We start from the raw sequence: 16,307 nt of genomic DNA, 5'->3' as shown, positions 1-16,307 counted from the left end.
TCGTTATTCCACCCGTAGTCCCGACACCGCATCGAACCAGTGCCGGCTGCCGGGTTGCCAGTCCAGCCGGACGGCGGCGCCCGGTGCCAGGTCGATCCGGCCCGGCAGGCGGGCCATCATCTCGCTGCTGCCGACGCGGGTCTGCACCAGCGTGTCGGCGCCGAGATACTCCGTCGCGGTCACGCTTGCCGGCACGCCGCCGCTCTCGACCAGGCGCACATGCTCGGGGCGCACGCCCAGCATCAGGCTCGAACCGGCCGGCGCTCCCTGGAGCGGGTCAGCGCTACCGGCCGCGGCGATGGCGTCGGCGGGAATCACGTTCATTGGCGGCGTGCCCACGAAACGCGCGGTGAAGATGGTGGCCGGCCGTTCGTAGAGCGCCGCGGGCGCCCCGTCCTGCTCGATGCGGCCGTCCTTCATCAGGATCACCTGGTCGGCCATGGTCATCGCCTCGACCTGGTCGTGCGTGACATAGGCCATGGTGATGCCCAGCCGCTGCTGCAGGGCGCGGATCTCGCGGCGCATCTCGGCCCGCAGCTGCGCATCGAGGTTCGACAGCGGCTCGTCCATCAGGCAGACCGGTGTCTGGGCCACGATGGCGCGGCCCAGTGCCACGCGCTGCTGCTGGCCGCCCGACAGCTGCGAGGGCTTGCGGTCGAGCAGTGCCGCCAGGCCCAGCATGTCGGCCGCCCGCTTCAGGCGGGCGGCGCGCTCGCTGGCCGGCACGTGGCGCACCTTCAGGCCGAAGATGATGTTTTCGGCGACGCTCAGGTGCGGAAAGAGGGCGTAGGACTGGAATACCATCGACACGTTGCGGGCTGCCGGCGGCAGGTTGGTGACATCGCGTCCCAGGATTTCGATCTGGCCGGAACTGGCGCTGTCGAGGCCCGCGATCAGCCGCAGGGTCGTCGACTTGCCGCAGCCCGATGGGCCCAGCAGCACCAGCAACTGCCCTTCCCGGGTCGTGAAAGTGGCATCATCGAGCGCCCGGACGGTGCCCCAGACCTTGCTGACCTCACGCAACGTGATTGCCGACAACCCATCCCCCGCCGCCGGCGTTGTTCGCCCGCTTGCCCGTGACCGCGTTGACGCTCACCCTAGCGCACCCGGTGCCGGCGGCAAGGGGAGGCTGTCGAGGAACCTGCAGGCCGTCCGCGCGTTGATAATGTCCAGAGTCATGATTGTTCGTCACCGCCGTCTCAATTTCTGTCGCGAACCCGCTGTAAGCGCGCTCCTTCTCCTGTTGCCGGTATCGTTTGTGGCCGTGCCCGGTGCGTGGGCGGCCGATGGCGGCACGGGCTCGGAGCACACGGTCGCGATCTTCATCGCCCAGATCATCGTGCTGCTGCTGGTCGGCCGTCTGCTGGGTGAGGCGGCCCAGCGGATCGGCCAGCCCGCGGTCATGGGCCAGCTCATTGCCGGCATCCTGTTGGGCCCGTCGTTATTCGGCGCCGTCCTGCCCGACCTGCAGCAGGCGCTGTTTCCCAAGACCGTCGAGCAGAAGAGCATGCTCGATGCCGTCTCGCAGCTGGGTATCCTGCTGCTGCTGCTGGTCACCGGCATGGAAACCGACATGTCGCTGATCCGCCAGGTGCGGCGCGCGGCGTTCAGCGTGTCGGTCGCCGGCATCACCGTGCCGTTCGCCTGCGGCTTCGCGCTGGGTGAACTGTTGCCGGATGCCATGGTGCCCGATCCCGGCAAGCGCCTGCTGACCTCGCTCTTTCTCGGTGTTGCGCTCTCCATCTCGTCGGTGAAGATCGTGGCGGTGGTCGTGCGCGAGATGAACTTCATGCGCCGCAACGTGGGGCAGGTGATCCTGGCCGCGGCCATCATCGACGACACCATCGGCTGGATCATCATGGCGATGGTGTTCGGCCTGGCGCTGCACGGCGGTGTCGACGCAACGACCCTGGCCCGCAGCGTGGTCGGCACCCTGATCTTCCTGGCGGCCAGCTTCACCTTGGGCCGGCGCCTGGTGGCCTTCCTGATCCGGTGGACCAACGACAATTTCGTGAGCGACGCACCCGTGATCACGATGATCATCATCGTCATGGGCCTGATGGCGCTGGCAACGCACTTCATCGGCGTGCACACGGTGCTGGGCGCCTTTGTCGCCGGCATCCTGGTCGGCCAGTCACCCATCCTGACACGCCATATCGACGAGCAGCTGCGCGGGCTGATCACGGCGCTGTTCATGCCGATCTTCTTCGGTTTGGCCGGGCTGAGCGCCGACCTGTCGATCCTGCGGGATCCGGCGCTGGTGGCACTCGGCCTGGGGCTGGTCGGGATCGCGAGCCTGGGCAAGTTCGCCGGCGCCTTCATCGGCGGCACGATCGGCGGCCTCAGCCTGCGCGAATCGCTGGCGCTGGCCTGCGGCATGAATGCGCGCGGATCGACCGAGGTCATCGTTGCCACCATCGGCCTGTCGATCGGCGTGCTGGACCGCACCCTGTTCAGCCTGATCGTGGCGATGGCCGTCATCACCACCATGGCCATGCCGCCCATGCTGCGGTGGGCGCTGGCGCGCCTGCCGTTGAAACCGGACGAGGCCGAGCGCCTGGAGCGCGAAGCCCGCGAGGCGCGCGGATTCGTGCCGCGGCTCGAGCGGCTGCTGGTGGCGGCCGACGACAGCGCCAGCGGCAAGCTCGCCTCGCGCCTGACCGGCCTGCTGGCCAGCGCCCGCCGCGTGCCGGTGACGATCGTGAAAGTGCCGGCTGCCGTGGCACCGGAGCAGCCGGAGCCGGCGGACAGCGTGAAGGCGATCGCACAGGAGGCGGCGGACAACGCGCCGCCGCCGGTCCCGGACGACAAGCCGGTGGTTCCCGCCGACATCACGACGCGCACGATCACGGTACCGGCGGCTGAAGGGATCGCTGCCGAAGCGAAGAAGGGCTACGACCTGCTGGCGCTCGGCATCGATGAGGCGCTGCAGGAAGACGGCGAGATCAACCCGCTGGTCGGTGCGATCGCCGCCGGCTTCGAGGGGCCGACCGCGATCGTGGCGGCGCGGGGGCCGCACGCGCAGGATCCGGCCGGCTACCACCTCAACATCCTGGTGCCGATCAACGGCACATCGTACGCCGCGCGCGCCAGCGAGGTGGCGCTGGCCATCGCCCGCGCCCAGCGCACCTCGGTCACGGTGCTCTTCGTCTCCCAGCAACCGCAAGGATTATCGCGTCAGCAGCGCCTGGGCCGGCACCTGGGCACCGACAACGCCGAAGACGCCATCCTGCGGCATTTCGTCGAACTGGCCGAGCAGTACGAGGTGCCGGTGCGCACCGCGGTGCGCGGCGGCGTGCCGCCGGCGGCCGCCATCCTGCAGCAGATCCGCCGCGGCGATCACAATCTTGTCGTGCTGGGCGTGAGCCCGCGCACGGGTGATGCGCTGTCCTTCGGGCCGATCGTCGCGGCGCTGTCGGCGCAGTGCCAGCGCTCGGTAATGTTCGTGTCGAGCTGAGCGTTATCCCTCGAGCAGCTCCGCGCGCAGCCGCGCCCGGCCGGCGCTGTCGAGGCCCAGCGCCGTTTCGAGGAAGGTCTCGACCTCGCCGTGGTTCTCGCGTAGGGCGGCGAAGGCGGCCTCGAGGTAGTCGATGCGCGCCTCGATCAGGGCGGCCCGCGTGGCCGCGTCGAGCTCGGGGTAGCGGCCGACATGGCCGGTCCAGACGGCGTTGGTGTGGAGATAGTCCTCGATCACGGTGTCCCACGGCACGCCCAGCGCCGTCAGCAGCAGGGCGGCGGCGAAGCCGGTGCGGTCCTTGCCGGCGGTGCAGTGGAACACCAGCGGCCGGCGCGTGCCGTCAGACAGGGCCGCGAACAAGGTGCGGAAGGCGACAGCGGCGCGTTGCGGATAGTCGCGATAGTGCGACGTCATCAGCCCAATGATCAGCTCGGGCGTGGCGCGACCCTCATCCAGGGCGAGGCGCAGATATTCCCCCACCCGCGGCTCGATGGCGGCGGCCAGAATCTCGGCCGGCAGGCCGGCGATCGCGTGCGGCGTCTCGGCCGCTTCATTGAGGCCGCGCAGATCCACGATCGTGCGTACACCCAATGTACCCAGCGTCTGGCGATCTGCCGCCGTCAGGCCACCCAGATGCGCCGAGCGGAAGACCAGGCCATGCCGCACGCGGCGGCCGTCCACGGTGCGATAGCCGCCGAGGTCGCGGAAATTGGTGCAGCCTTCGAGCGTGACGATGCGGGGCAGGGAAGCGATGTCGGTCATGACGACACCTTGTGCCACACGGGTTGCCGTGCGGTAGCGCCGGTCATGCAAGTCTGTCACCCGCGAGGCGGGGATGACGTGTGCCGGCTGAACACAAATCTGAAACCGTCGGCTGGCACACTGCCGGGTTATGGCTTTGGCTCGGATGGCGTCGTGGGGCCGAAAAAGCCGATCACGCGGCGCAAGGTGTGGTCGTCGGCGAATTCGACGATGTCGATGCCCTCGACCCGCACCGATCCATCGGCCAGCACGCGTTTCCAGTCGAACCGCAGCACGTCGTGATGCACATCCAGTGCCGTCGTGCGCACCACGACCGAGCCGGGCAGGCGGGCCAGCACGCCCTCGATGTGATTGCTGAGCGCCTGGCGGCCGACCGCATGCACCGTCGGGTCGGTGTATTGCGTCGCGTCGGTCCAGATCGGCGTGAGCATGTCCTGCCGCCGCGCGGCCTGTGGCTCGTTCCAGGCGGCGCAATAGAGGTCGATGCAGTCGTCGAGTGTCATGGTGCGTCTGTGCCATAGATGCGCGTGCAGGCCAATCGCGAAGGCGGGCTGCTTCTGGATGCGGTGCGGGCGGCGCGATATCGTGCGTGAACCACAAATCGAGCGGGAGACACGGATGATCGGCAGGTTGAAGGGGCTGCTTGTCCTGGCGCTGCTTTGCGGCACCGCAATCGGCGCGCTGCCGGCGGGCGCGCAGTCCGAACCGGAGGTCAACGCCAGGCTCGACAGCCTGTTCGGCGATCACAAGCCCTATCGCGCATTCTTCATCGATCTGAAGGCGGCGGTCGTGGCGGGCAACAAGCCGGCGGTCGCCGCCATGATCGCCTATCCGCTGACCATCAGGAGCGGCGGCAAGGACGTCGCCTTGCGCGCCGCGCCGGATCTGCTCGCCCGCTACGACCAGATCGTCACGGCCCGGGTTGTCGCGGCAGTGCGCAAGCAGACCTACGAGACTCTGTTCGCCCGCGACACCGGCGTGATGATCGGCGACGGGGAGGTCTGGTTCAGCGGCATCTGCAATGACAACGCCTGCCAGCGGCAGACGGTCAAGGTCATCGCCATCGCCCCCTGACCCGGCGCCGGTTGCGGCGTGCGCGGCCGTGGCCTACACCTGCGATGTCGCGGCTGGCGGACGGCGCGCGCGAGGCGTCGACCCCGGAACCATTCAGGGAGGCGGCGATGAAGTTCACGGTCGGGCTCAAGGACAAAGGCAGGGCGAACCACGTCGCGGTCGACGCCGAGGACGCGCTGATCGCAGCCCTGAAGGCTAAGACAGAACATCCCGATGCCCGTATCACTTACGTGCGGCCGCAGAACCGCCGCGGCGATACGCGCCACCCGCCGGAGACGCAAGCAGCCGACAAGCATTGAGCGATTGCTGCGGCGCACGCGGGTGACGAGGCGTGTCCGTAATGACGGCAGCTTCGGAAATAGTCATGCCTTTGGCATGTACTATGCGACGACTTTTTCGATTCTCATAAATTACTGCGCAACCACTTTTAATGCTTAATAAGGCACTTCCTGGCTTTTCCTATCTATTTTCCATCAACCTGATACGGTGCTGAACAGCGGGCGAACATGTTGTCCCGCTTGTCAACAGGAGGCTATCAATATGGCTGGTCAAGCCAAGAAGGTATGGGAGAATCCGATAGCGAAAGAGCACATGGTCGGCCTTGGTATCGGCATCATCGCCACGGCCATCTTCTGCTTTGGTTATCCCGGTTGGTTCATGTCACGCAGTGCTGCTGCGGACCACCGCAAGGCGGACGGCGACAAGATCCGGGCGGAATATTGCCTCGCGTCGTACCTCAGCTCGGGTGTCTCGGCGGCCGACGCGGCCAAGGTCAGGAGCAAGGGCGGCGGGGAGCAGGCCGAGATCTTCGTCAATGCCGGTCATGCGCCTGACGTGGATGCCGGCAGGGCCTGTGGCAGGGCGCTGGATCAGCTCTCCACCGAAGCGCAGATCGACGGCGCCATCAAATCGGCCATGGCAGCCGCCGAGGCGCGCACGGCAAGGATCGCCGCCGCCAAGGAAAGCGGCAGCAAGAAGAACTGACGGGTGACGTGTCGAGGGCTCTGAGCGCGAGTGTTCGGAGCCTTTTCTTTGTCCGCGGATCCTCCTGGATCGCTCCAGCACCGCGGCGCCGTTGTCAAACGCGGTCGCAATCAGATGTCGAGATCGACGAAAATCGCGGCGTGGTCGGACGCGCCTTCCGATGATTGCGTGATCTCCGGGTAGGTCTCCCACGCGGTTGGCCGTGTGACCCGGCTGCCCCACAGTCCTTTGCGGAAGACGCCGCCGCCGCTGACGTGCGGCAGCAGGCTTTTCGAGACCAGGACGTAGTCGAGCCGGTTACGCAGGCCGCACGCGTCGAACGTGCCCGGTCGGCTGCCGACATCGAAGCTGTCCAGCGTGTAGCAGGGGATCAGCGGGCTGTTGGCGTTGACCAGGGGGCGCAGGTTCGCGGCGAACGCGCCTTCCTGGGCCGGGCCTTCGTTGAGATCGCCGGCGACCACGACGTGCTGCCCCGCTGCGACCAACCCGTCGGCGATGCGGCGCACTTCCGTCGCCTGCAGCTTGCGGCGCTCGCCGCCGCCGCCCGATTGCGATTTGAAGTGGTTGAGCAGCACGTGGACGGTGGTGCCGGCGGGTGTCACGATCTCGTATTGCGGGCAGTCGCGGTCGAAGATCGGCTTGCCGTTGCTCAGCGCGTCGACGTTCGACCGGATCGAGGTGATCGGGAATCCGTCACGGGTCATGATGCCGACGTCGATGCCGCGATCGTCATTGCCGTCGACCAGCATCACATGGCGGTAGCGTGTGTCCAGCAGCTCGCGGTTGAACCGGGCCAGTGCCGGCCGGTCCTCGGCCTCGACGACGCCCATGATATCGGCGTCGAGATCATGGATGACACGCGCCGTCATGCGCGTCGCGGTCTCGTCCACCTGTTCGGTCGCCAGCTCGACCCAGCCGATCCAGTCGGCGCGGCCGGTTGCGATGATCTCGACGCTCTGGGTCGCATCGACGGGCTCGCGATCGAAGGCGCCGCGATTCTTGCGCAGCCAGGCCCATCGGGGATCCTTGGTCAGGTTGCGCCGGATCGCCTGGTGCTTGTTGCGTGAGTAGATCTCGAGCTTGACCAGCAGGTCGCGGATGCGCCGCTTGGTCGTCGCGCTGTAGGCGTCCAGGGCGAACAGTTCGTTCACCTCCTTGTACGCGGCCAGGATCGGGCGGCCCTCGGCCCAGGTATCGCCGTTCAGCGCCTTGGGACGCTGGAACAGGTTCTCGACATTGAAGGAAGCGATGCGAACCACGGTGCCGGCTCCTTCCGAGGGCGTTCTTCACGACTTCCGGCGCCATCGTACGCCGTTGCGCAGAGCGGTACGTCATCCGATCGTACGATGCTCATGCACAGCCTAAGGCGCGAATGCTGCAGTTGCGCTACCGGGGCAGCAGGCCTGCGTCGGCGGATTGGCCCGCAAAACGACGCATTCCGGCGCTTGAACGATCGGGAAGCGCCTACAGTGTAGTCTTGCGATGCGTCCACTCCGGATCACCTTGGAAGTCCCGCGCCGATGGCGCGCGCTGGTGCGCTCGCGCGAGACCAGCCTCGTCGTGCTGGCCGCCGTCATCGGCGTCGCCGCCGGTCTCGTCGTGAGCGCCATGAGCGTGGGTGTCGATGTCCTGCACCGCCTTTTCTTCGACCTGTCGCCCGGCCAGCGCCTGTCGGCGCACCAGCTGCTGGATCCGCTGCGGGCGGTCGCCGTGCCGCTGGCCGGCGGCCTGCTGTTCGGCCTGGCGATGGCGCTGATCGCGCGCTGGCGCGCCGGCCGCGAGGTCGATCCGATCGAGGCCAACGCCTTGCACGGCGGCCGCATGTCGTTCCGCGGCAGCCTGCTGGTGGCCGTGCAGACCCTCTGGTCCAGCGGCGTCGGTGCCTCGGTCGGCCTGGAGGCCGGCTACACCCAGCTCGCTGCCGGCATCGCCTCGTCGATCGGACGCAAGTTCCGCCTGCGCCGCGGCGATCTGCGGGTGCTGGTCGGCTGTGGTGCCGCCGGCGCCATCGCCGCCGCCTTCGGGGCACCGCTGGCCGGCGCCTTCTACGCCTTCGAACTCGTCATCGGCAGCTACTCGGTGGCGAGCCTGGCGCCGGTCGGGCTGGCGGCCCTGCTCGGGCATGTCGTCGCCCAGGCGGTGTCGCCGTCGTCACAGGGCATCGTCGTTGCCAGCACGTCGACCATCGCCGGTCATGACCTGGTCATCGCCGGCATCCTGGGCCTGCTGGCGGCCGGTCTCGGCATCGCGCTGATGCGCGGCGTGTCGTTCTGCGAATCCTTGTTCGGACGCGCGCGCATCCCGGCACTGCTGCGGCCGGCGATCGGTGGCCTCCTGGTCGGGCTGCTGGCGCTGGTATCGCCGCAGGTGATGTCGTCGGGCCATGGCGCCCTGCATCTGGCCGGCGTGCTGGACCGCTCGCTGTGGGCGATCGCGCTGGTGTTCGTGCTCAAGGCGCTGGCGTCCATGGTGTCGCTGGGATCCGGCTTCCGCGGCGGCCTGTTCTTTGCCTCGCTGCTGCTGGGTGCGCTGGGCGGCCAGCTGTTTGCCTCGGGGCTGGGGGCACTCTGGCCGTCGCTGGGCCTCGACGCCGGCGTCTATGCCATCATCGGCATGGGCGCCCTGTCGGTCGCCGTGATCGGCGGGCCGCTCACCATGACCTTCATTGCGCTGGAGACCACCGGCAATTTCTGGCTGACCACGGCAGTGCTGGTGGCCGTGATCATCGCCACCCAGGTGACGCGCGAGACGTTCGGCTATTCGTTCGCCACCTGGCGCTTCCACCTGCGCGGCGAGACCATCCGCAGCGCCGCCGATGTCGGCTGGATCCGCGACCTCACGGTCGACCGCATGATGCGCCACGACGCGCGCACGGTGCCCGTCGACATGCGCCTGCCGGCCTTTCGCGACGCCTTTCCGCTGGGCGCCGCGACGCAGGTGGTGGCTATCGATGCCGATGATCGCTACGCCGGACTGGTGATGGTGGCCGAAGCCCATGCGGCGGAACTGGCGGACAGCGGCACGGTCGGCACGATCCTGCACCATGCCGACGACGTGCTGCTGGAGCACATGACCATCAAGGAGGCGGTGGAGTTGTTCGATCGCACCGAGGCCGAGGCGCTGGCCGTCGCCGACGGGCGCGAGACGCGCCGCGTGGTCGGCCTGCTGACCGAGGCGCACGCGCTGCGCCGCTACGCCGAGGCGCTGGAACTGCGCCGCCGCGACGTGCTGGGGCAGGTGTGATTTGTTTCTTCCCGGCAAGCTGGGGAAGCCAACAGCCTCTCACTCGTCAGTGATGCAGCTGTCATCCCGAGCACAGCGAGGGATCTTCTGCAAGTGACGCAGGGTGCGCCTGCATCGAAAGATCCCTCTCCTGAGCCTGTCGAAGGGGCACTCGGGATGACAGTCCCACTCGAGCGATAGCGGGTACTACCGCCCCTGCAGCGCTTCCCAGACCCGCTCGGGCGTGGCCGGCATGTCGATGTGCTTGCCATCAAGCGCATCGACCAGGGCGTTCATCACCGAGGGCAGGGAGCCGGCGCAGCCGGCTTCGCCGCAGCCCTTGGCGCCCAGCACATTGGTGGTGGCCGGCACCGAGTGATAGGCGATCTGGAACGAGGGCACGTCCGACGCGCGCGGCAGCGCGTAGTCGGTGAACGAGCCGGTAATGAACTGGCCGTCCTCGCTGTAGACCGTGCGCTCGAACAGCGCCTGGCCGATGCCCTGCACGACGCCGCCGTGGCTCTGGCCCTCGACCAGCAGCGGATTGATCACCGTGCCGAAGTCGTTGACCATGGTGTACTTCACCACCGCCACCGTGCCGGTGTCGGGATCGACCTCGACCTCCGCCACATGGGCGCCGTTGGGATAGGCCGACGGCGCCGCCTCGTGCACGTGGCTGACGTCGAGCGTCGTGGGCACGCCCTCCGGCAGGGTCATGCCGCCGCGCAGTTTCGCGGCCAGGCCCATGATCTCGATGCTGCGGTCGGTGCCCACGATGGTGAAGCGGCCGGCCTTGAACTCGATGTCGGCGGCCGATGCTTCCAGCGCCACGCCGGCGATCTGCTTGCCCTTGTCGATCACCTTGTCGGAGGCTTCGACGATCGCCGCACCGCTGGCCATGATCGACTTCGAGCCGCCGGTGCCGCCGCCGGCGATCAGAAGATCGCTGTCGCCCTGGATCAGCTTGACGCGCTCGAACGGGATGCCGAGCTTCTCGTGCAGCACCTGCGCGAACGCCGACCAGTGGCCCTGGCCGTAGTCCAGGGTGCCGGTGATGATGGTGACGTCGCCGTTGGCCTCGAAGCGTATGCCGCCCATCTCCTTCATCGGCGGCGCCGTGACCTCGAGGTAGTTGCCGACGCCCAGCCCGCGCAGCTTGCCGCGCCGCGCGCTCTCTTCCTTGCGGGCGGCGAAACCCGCGATGTCGGCCAGCTGCAGCGCCTCGTCCAGCAGCGCGGTGAACTCGCCGCTGTCGTAGGTGGTGCCCGACGCGGTCTTGTACGGCATCTCCTCGGGCCGGATGTGGTTGCGCCGGCGCAGCGCCAGGTGGTCCAGCCCCATTTCGCGCGCCGCGGTGTCGATCAGGCGCTCCATGAAATAGTTGGCCTCGGGCCGGCCGGCGCCGCGATAGGCGCCCACCGGCGAGGTGTGGGTGAACACCACCTTCGAGGACACCTCGATCAGCGGCGTGCGGTAGATGGCGGCGAGGTTGCGGGTGACACCCATCGAGCCCATCAGCGGCCCGACATTGGCGAGGTAGGCACCGACATTGGCGTAGCCGGTCAGCCGCACGGCGAGGAACGTGCCGTCCTTGTCCAGCGCCAGTTCGCCGTCGAAATCATGGTCGCGGCCGTGCTGGTCGGACAGGAAGCTGCCGCTGCGCTCGTCGGTCCACTTCACCGGCCGGCCCAGCAGCTTGGCGGCGTGGAACAGGCCGGCATACTCGGGGTAGGGCGATCCCTTCATGCCGAACGAGCCGCCGACATTGCCGGTCAGGATGCGCATCTGCGCCGGCTTGATCTTCAAGAGATCGGCCATCTGGTGCTTCAGGCCGAAAGCGCCCTGGTTGCCGGCATAGAGCGTGTAGCGGTCGCTGGCGGCATCGTACTGCGCGAGCGCCGAGCGCGGCTCCATGGCGCAGACCACGATTCGGTTGCTGACCAGCCGCAGGCGCGCCACGTGCGCGGCCTGCGCGAAGGCGGCGGCGACCTTCTCGGCATCGCCATAGTGGTAGTCGACGCAGATGTTGCCGGGCGCGTCGTCGAACACCTGCGGCGCGCCGGCCTGGGCGCCGGCACGCGCGTCGGTCACCGCCGGCAGCGGCTCGATGTCGACCGTGACCGCCTCGGCCGCGTCCTTGGCCTGCGCCACGGTCTCGGCCACGACGAAGGCCACCGGATCGCCCACGAAGCGCACCTTGTCGGTGGCCAGCGAGTGGCGCGTCGGCGTCTTCATCGGCGTGCCGTCGCGGTTGGGCACCGGGATCAGGGTCTTGAGCGGGCCGTAGCCCGCGGCGTCGAGATCGGCGCCGGTCCACACGCCCAGCACGCCGGGCATGGTCCTGGCCTGCTCGGTATCGATGCCCTTGATGATGCCGTGCGCCACCTGGCTGCGCACCATCACGCACCAGGCCTGGCCCGGCAGGTTGAGATCGTCGGTATAGCGGCCCTGGCCGCGCAGCAAAGTCGGGTCTTCCTGGCGCGGCACCGGCTGGCCGATGCCGAATTTCAACGAATCAAGCGTGCTGACGTACGACGGCGCGTTCATGGATCCGTCCAGAATGTGGGATTGTGCGATGCACGGGATGTGCCAAGGATATCGCGCCGGCCAGCCTGGCCCTAGTGATAACTGCCCGTGCAAGGTCGCTATGACTCAATGAGCGTACAGGTGACAGACCCATGACACCGCCGCGTCCTATATCCGTAACCGCCGTCGGATGGCTGATCATCGCGATGGCGGGGCTTGCCGCCGTCGGTCTCGTGGCGAGCGCGCTCATCCCTCATCTTCGACACGAGATCGTGAACAGTCCTTTCGTGCGCGGCGGCTGGCTGCCGCTGGCGGCGCAGCTGGGACTGACGGTGGTCGATCAGGTCGTGCGCCTGGTCTGTGGCGTCGGTGTTCTGAAGCGAAGCGACTGGGCGCGCTATCTTTATCCGGGGTGGTCCGTCCTGATGGTGCTGATCGCGGCGGCGACCGGCAGCGTCACGATCATGATGCTGCCCGGCCTGTTGATCGTGGCACTGCTGACGGTTTTCCTGTTCCGCGCCGACGCGACCGCCTGGTTCAAGGGTACGGCGTCGCCGGCGCCACCAACGCCGTTGCCGGCCGGAGCGCCGCCGCCCTGGCCGACAGCGCCACCGTCGCCGGCTTCCATGGCGCGCAAGGTGCTCGCGATCATCGTCTACGTCGCAGCCGGCTTCGCCGTGTACTTCCTGACGCTGCTCAGTTTCGCGCCAACGCCACCGGGTGAGAAACTGGGATTGGTCGCCGTCCCCTCGGCGATCGCGCTGGTGCTGCTGGTGATCGCCATCCTCATCAACCGCCATTGGCGCTGGCAGCGCACGACGGCCATCACCCTGCTGTCCGGCGCCGGCTTCACGGCCTTCGTCGGCATCGTCCTCGTGACCGTGTCGTCGATTCCCGACGTCCGCGACAGGATGGAGAGCGACCCGCGCGCGCTGCTGGGTGGCACCGATATCGTCATCGGCGGCATCGTGCTGGGCGCCATCCTGCTGGCGGCTGTGCTGCTCTTCTGGTCGGCGCCGCCGCGGCGAACCTGACGGCCACAACGCCGCCTACAGGTGCCGGCCGATCAGCTCCTTCATGATCTCGTTGGAGCCGCCGTAGATGCGCGACACGCGCGAGTCGGCGTAGGCGCGGGCGATCGGATACTCCCACATGTAGCCGTAGCCGCCGTGCAGCTGCAGGCAGCCATCGACGACGCGCGACTGCAGGTCGGTCAGCCAGTACTTGCACATCGCGGCCCGCTCGACGCTGAGCTCGCCCGCCAGGTACGACGTGATGCAGTGATCGAGGAAGATCCGCGCCACCGTCACATCCGTCTTGATCTCGGCCAGCCGGAAGCGGTTGGCCTGGAAATCGGCGATCGGCCGGCCGAAGGCCTTGCGCTCGCGCGTGTAGGCGAGCGTCCAGTCGAGCGCCGACTCCATCACGGCGACCGAGCCCACGCCGATGATCAGGCGTTCACGCGGCAGTTCCTGCATCAGGTAGGCAAAGCCACGGCCTTCCTCGCCCAGCCGGTTGGTCACCGGTACGCGCACCTGCTCGAAGAACAGCTCCGAGGTGTCCTGCGCCTTCATGCCGATCTTGTCGAGGTTGCGGCCGCGCGAGAAGCCGGACCGGTCGGTCTCGACGATGATCAGGGTCACGCCCTTGGCGCCGGCTGAAGCATCGGTCTTGGCCACCACGATCACGAAGTCGCAGAGCTGGCCGTTGGTGATGAAGGTCTTCTGGCCCGAGATCACGTAGTGATCGCCGTCGCGGATGGCGGTGGTGCGCACCGCCTGCAGGTCGCTGCCGGTGCCGGGCTCGGTCATGGCGATGGCGCCGACGGCATCGCCGCTGGCCATGCGCGGCAGCCAGTGCTGCTTCTGGTCCTCGCTGCCGTAGTTGAAGATGTAGCGGGCGACGATGTCGGAGTGCACGCGAAAGCCCGGCCCGGTATGGACGCCGCGCATCATCTCTTCGGTCAGCACGGCGCCCATCAGGAAGTCGCCGCCGCCACCGCCGTACTCGGCCGGGATGTCCGACAGCAGGATCCCGGTCGCGCCCGCCTTGCGCCACAGGTTCCGGTCGACCACGCCGTCCTTCTCCCATTGCGCATGGTAGGGCGCGATTTCCTTGTCGATGAACCGCCGCACGGTGGTGCGGAACTGCTCGTGGTCCTCGGTGAAGTAGGCGCGTCGGGTCATGGTCTCTTCCATAAACTTATTGACCAGAAAATAAATAAATGAGAGTCTGGTCGCCGTCAACCCCGGAGGGTGGAACGGCACATGGATGCGATCACCGCACCGACCGACGGCGAGGCGCCAGGCAGGCGGACGCGGCGCAGCCAGGCCCAGCGCCGTGCCGAGGCCGAGCAGCGCCTGCTCGAGGCGGCGGTCCGCATCGTCGCCGAGCGGGGGCTCGATGAGTTCACCCTGGCCGATGTCGGCGAGCAGGCCGGCTACAGCAGCGGCCTGCCGGCGCACTATTTTCGCACCAAGAACGAGCTGATCGCCGCCGTGGCGGCGCACATTCGCGACTGGGTCTTTGCCGGCATCCGCGACCATGCCGGCCGGCGGCCGGGACTGGGCGGCCTGATCGCCGGCATCCGGTTCTATTTCGATGCCGCCGGCGACAACCCCGTGATGATGCGGGCACTGCACACGGTACTGGCGGGGGCGCTGCACAAGCCCGCGGTGGCGGCGGCGATCGAGGCCCTCAATCGGGACTCCGTGGCGGTCGCCGAAGCCAACATCCAGGCCGGCATCGAGGCAGGCGAGATCCGCCGCGGCCTCGACGTGCATACCGAGGCCGTCCTGATCCTGGCCGCCGTTCGCGGTGCGATCGCACAGTGGCTGATCGATCCCGGAACGGTCGACCTGGCGGCCGCGCGCACGGTATGCGTGGCATCACTGCGCCAGCGCCTGGGGCGCTGATCGACGTTCCGTTGCGAGGAGGGAACACATGAGCGAGGCTTGGATCATCGACGCCTGCCGCACGCCGCGCGGCATCGGCAAGGTCGGCAAGGGCGCCCTGGCGGACATCCACCCGCAGCAGCTGGCGGCCACGGTGCTGAAGGCGATCGCCGAGCGCACCAAGATCGACACCGGCGATGTCGACGACATCATCTGGGGCACCAGCTCGCAGCGCGGGCCGCAGGGCGGCGACCTCGCGCGCATGGCCGCGCTCGACGCGGGCTACGACGTGCGCTCCAGCGCCGTGACGTTGGACCGCTTCTGCGGCTCGGGCATCACGTCGGTCAACCTCGCCGCCGCGTCGATCATGTCGGGATACGAGGACCTGGTCGTTGCCGGCGGTACGGAAATGATGTCGATGGCGGGTCGGCGCGGCGAGGGGCCGATGATGCTCGACGCCGGCAACCTGCGCCTGCGCGCGCGCCATCCGCAGGCGCACCAGGGTATCACCGCCGACGCCACGGCGACCTTGGAGGGCGTCACCCGCGAGCAGGCCGATCGCATGGGCCTGGTGAGCCAGCAGCGCGCCGCCAAGGCGATTGCCGGCGGCCACTTCGACAAGAGCCTGGTGCCCGTGTACCGCGAGGACGGCAGCCTGGCGCTCGACCGCGACGAATACCCGCGGCCGCAGACCACGCTGGAAGGCCTGGCCGGCCTGAAGCCCGCGTTCGAGGTGACGGCGGATGTGGCGCTGGACGAGCAGGGCACGACATACCGCGGCCTGATCCGCCAGAACTTCCCCGATCTCGACATCAAGTTCATCCACCACGCCGGCAACTCGTCGGGTGTGGTCGACGGTGCGGCAGCGATCCTGCTGGCATCGCCCGCTTACGCCAAGGCGCACGGATTGAAGCCGCGGGCGCGCATCGTGGCGATGGCCAACATGGGCTGCTCGCCGACCCTGATGTTCAACGCCCCGGTGCCGGCGACCCGCAAGGTGCTGGCCAAGGCCGGCCTGGGCATCGAGGACATCGACCTGTTCGAGGTCAACGAGGCCTTCGCCGTGGTGCCCGAGGTCTACGTGCGCGAACTGGGTGTCGATCGCGAGAAGATGAACGTGAACGGCGGCGCCATCGCCCTGGGCCATCCCATCGGCGCCACCGGCGCCATCCTGATCGGCACCGTGCTCGACGAACTCGAGCGGCGCGACCAGCGCCGCGGCCTGGTGACCATGTGCGCCGCCGGCGGCATGGCCCCCGCCATCATCATCGAGCGCATCTGACGCCACCGCAGCGAAGGCCCCCGCGGTGCGTCGGTCGAATGGCGTGCCCTGAACAGGCAAAGCCTCACCACAGAGACACGGAGGGCACAGAGGGGCACAGAGAGAG

General features: G+C 68.2%; 14 protein-coding genes. 8 read left to right on the top strand and 6 right to left on the bottom strand.

Annotated elements, in window-relative coordinates; translation table 11 throughout:
- Positions 1-3: 3 nt before the first annotated feature.
- Positions 4-1,038 carry an ABC transporter ATP-binding protein gene (locus FQU96_RS39285; RefSeq protein ID WP_146546890.1) on the bottom strand — a complete coding sequence of 345 codons (1,035 nt, stop codon included), beginning with the start codon at positions 1,036-1,038 and terminating at the stop codon, positions 4-6.
- 220 nt (positions 1,039-1,258) lie between these two features.
- Here FQU96_RS39285 and FQU96_RS39280 point away from each other — a divergent pair, with 220 nt between their 5' ends.
- Positions 1,259-3,457, top strand: a complete 2,199-nt coding sequence (locus FQU96_RS39280) for a cation:proton antiporter (RefSeq protein ID WP_255468844.1) — start codon at positions 1,259-1,261, stop codon at positions 3,455-3,457.
- 3 nt (positions 3,458-3,460) lie between these two features.
- On the opposite strand, the gene FQU96_RS42395 is transcribed toward FQU96_RS39280, so the two are convergent.
- Both FQU96_RS42395 and FQU96_RS42390 read right to left on the bottom strand, forming a co-directional pair.
- On the bottom strand, positions 3,461-4,219 hold the full coding sequence (locus tag FQU96_RS42395; protein WP_178131093.1) for a tyrosine-protein phosphatase: 759 nt from the start codon (positions 4,217-4,219) through the stop codon (positions 3,461-3,463).
- Between the two features lie 128 nt (positions 4,220-4,347).
- The gene (locus FQU96_RS42390) at positions 4,348-4,722 is read right to left on the bottom strand and encodes a nuclear transport factor 2 family protein (protein ID WP_178131091.1); all 375 of its coding nucleotides are present in this window, start codon (positions 4,720-4,722) and stop codon (positions 4,348-4,350) included.
- A 115-nt stretch (positions 4,723-4,837) separates the two neighbouring features.
- Between FQU96_RS42390 and FQU96_RS39270 the strand changes: the two genes are divergently transcribed.
- The 3 genes from FQU96_RS39270 to FQU96_RS39260 all read left to right on the top strand — a co-directional run bounded on the left by FQU96_RS39270 (position 4,838) and on the right by FQU96_RS39260 (position 6,277).
- Entirely contained in the window at positions 4,838-5,293 is a 456-nt protein-coding gene (locus FQU96_RS39270) for a hypothetical protein (protein ID WP_146546887.1), read from the top strand.
- A gap of 107 nt (positions 5,294-5,400) precedes the next feature.
- Positions 5,401-5,592: a hypothetical protein gene (locus tag FQU96_RS39265; protein ID WP_146546886.1), complete on the top strand. Its 192-nt coding sequence runs from the start codon at positions 5,401-5,403 to the stop codon at positions 5,590-5,592.
- A 241-nt stretch (positions 5,593-5,833) separates the two neighbouring features.
- A complete protein-coding gene (locus tag FQU96_RS39260) occupies positions 5,834-6,277 on the top strand; it encodes a hypothetical protein (protein WP_146546885.1) in 444 nt (147 codons plus the stop codon).
- 110 nt (positions 6,278-6,387) lie between these two features.
- On the opposite strand, the gene FQU96_RS39255 is transcribed toward FQU96_RS39260, so the two are convergent.
- Entirely contained in the window at positions 6,388-7,536 is a 1,149-nt protein-coding gene (locus FQU96_RS39255) for an endonuclease/exonuclease/phosphatase family protein (protein WP_146546884.1), read from the bottom strand.
- 223 nt (positions 7,537-7,759) lie between these two features.
- Here FQU96_RS39255 and FQU96_RS39250 point away from each other — a divergent pair, with 223 nt between their 5' ends.
- Positions 7,760-9,520, top strand: a complete 1,761-nt coding sequence (locus FQU96_RS39250; protein ID WP_146546883.1) for a chloride channel protein — start codon at positions 7,760-7,762, stop codon at positions 9,518-9,520.
- A gap of 186 nt (positions 9,521-9,706) precedes the next feature.
- Here the strand turns inward: FQU96_RS39250 and FQU96_RS39245 are convergent, their stop codons facing one another.
- Entirely contained in the window at positions 9,707-12,046 is a 2,340-nt protein-coding gene (locus FQU96_RS39245) for a xanthine dehydrogenase family protein molybdopterin-binding subunit (protein ID WP_146546882.1), read from the bottom strand.
- Positions 12,047-12,177: 131 nt separating this feature from the next.
- Here FQU96_RS39245 and FQU96_RS42385 point away from each other — a divergent pair, with 131 nt between their 5' ends.
- On the top strand, positions 12,178-13,059 hold the full coding sequence (locus tag FQU96_RS42385) for a hypothetical protein (RefSeq protein ID WP_178131089.1): 882 nt from the start codon (positions 12,178-12,180) through the stop codon (positions 13,057-13,059).
- A 15-nt stretch (positions 13,060-13,074) separates the two neighbouring features.
- Here FQU96_RS42385 and FQU96_RS39230 read toward each other — a convergent pair whose 3' ends face one another.
- Positions 13,075-14,211, bottom strand: a complete 1,137-nt coding sequence (locus tag FQU96_RS39230) for an acyl-CoA dehydrogenase family protein (protein WP_146546879.1) — start codon at positions 14,209-14,211, stop codon at positions 13,075-13,077.
- Between the two features lie 81 nt (positions 14,212-14,292).
- Here FQU96_RS39230 and FQU96_RS39225 point away from each other — a divergent pair, with 81 nt between their 5' ends.
- Positions 14,293-14,940, top strand: a complete 648-nt coding sequence (locus FQU96_RS39225; RefSeq protein ID WP_146546878.1) for a TetR/AcrR family transcriptional regulator — start codon at positions 14,293-14,295, stop codon at positions 14,938-14,940.
- 28 nt (positions 14,941-14,968) lie between these two features.
- Positions 14,969-16,201 carry an acetyl-CoA C-acetyltransferase gene (locus FQU96_RS39220; protein ID WP_146546877.1) on the top strand — a complete coding sequence of 411 codons (1,233 nt, stop codon included), beginning with the start codon at positions 14,969-14,971 and terminating at the stop codon, positions 16,199-16,201.
- Positions 16,202-16,307 lie beyond the last annotated feature (106 nt).

This window comes from Reyranella sp. CPCC 100927 (assembly GCF_007859315.1).
In the GTDB taxonomy this organism is placed as follows: Bacteria; Pseudomonadota; Alphaproteobacteria; order Reyranellales; family Reyranellaceae; genus Vineibacter.
The sequence above is the reverse complement of the archived record's forward strand: the minus strand, read 5'-3'. Positions and strand labels throughout refer to the sequence as shown.

Excerpts from the sequence above, each read along its gene's own strand:
- FQU96_RS42395 (WP_178131093.1), bottom strand. The coding sequence starts at position 4,219 with ATGACCGACATCGCTTCCCTGCCCCGCATCGTCACGCTCGAAGGCTGC.
- FQU96_RS42390 (WP_178131091.1), bottom strand. The coding sequence starts at position 4,722 with ATGACACTCGACGACTGCATCGACCTCTATTGCGCCGCCTGGAACGAG.
- FQU96_RS39270 (WP_146546887.1), top strand. The coding sequence starts at position 4,838 with ATGATCGGCAGGTTGAAGGGGCTGCTTGTCCTGGCGCTGCTTTGCGGC.
- FQU96_RS39265 (WP_146546886.1), top strand. The coding sequence starts at position 5,401 with ATGAAGTTCACGGTCGGGCTCAAGGACAAAGGCAGGGCGAACCACGTC.
- FQU96_RS39260 (WP_146546885.1), top strand. The coding sequence starts at position 5,834 with ATGGCTGGTCAAGCCAAGAAGGTATGGGAGAATCCGATAGCGAAAGAG.
- FQU96_RS39250 (WP_146546883.1), top strand. The coding sequence starts at position 7,760 with ATGCGTCCACTCCGGATCACCTTGGAAGTCCCGCGCCGATGGCGCGCG.
- FQU96_RS39245 (WP_146546882.1), bottom strand. The coding sequence starts at position 12,046 with ATGAACGCGCCGTCGTACGTCAGCACGCTTGATTCGTTGAAATTCGGC.
- FQU96_RS42385 (WP_178131089.1), top strand. The coding sequence starts at position 12,178 with ATGACACCGCCGCGTCCTATATCCGTAACCGCCGTCGGATGGCTGATC.
- FQU96_RS39230 (WP_146546879.1), bottom strand. The coding sequence starts at position 14,211 with ATGACCCGACGCGCCTACTTCACCGAGGACCACGAGCAGTTCCGCACC.
- FQU96_RS39225 (WP_146546878.1), top strand. The coding sequence starts at position 14,293 with ATGGATGCGATCACCGCACCGACCGACGGCGAGGCGCCAGGCAGGCGG.
- FQU96_RS39220 (WP_146546877.1), top strand. The coding sequence starts at position 14,969 with ATGAGCGAGGCTTGGATCATCGACGCCTGCCGCACGCCGCGCGGCATC.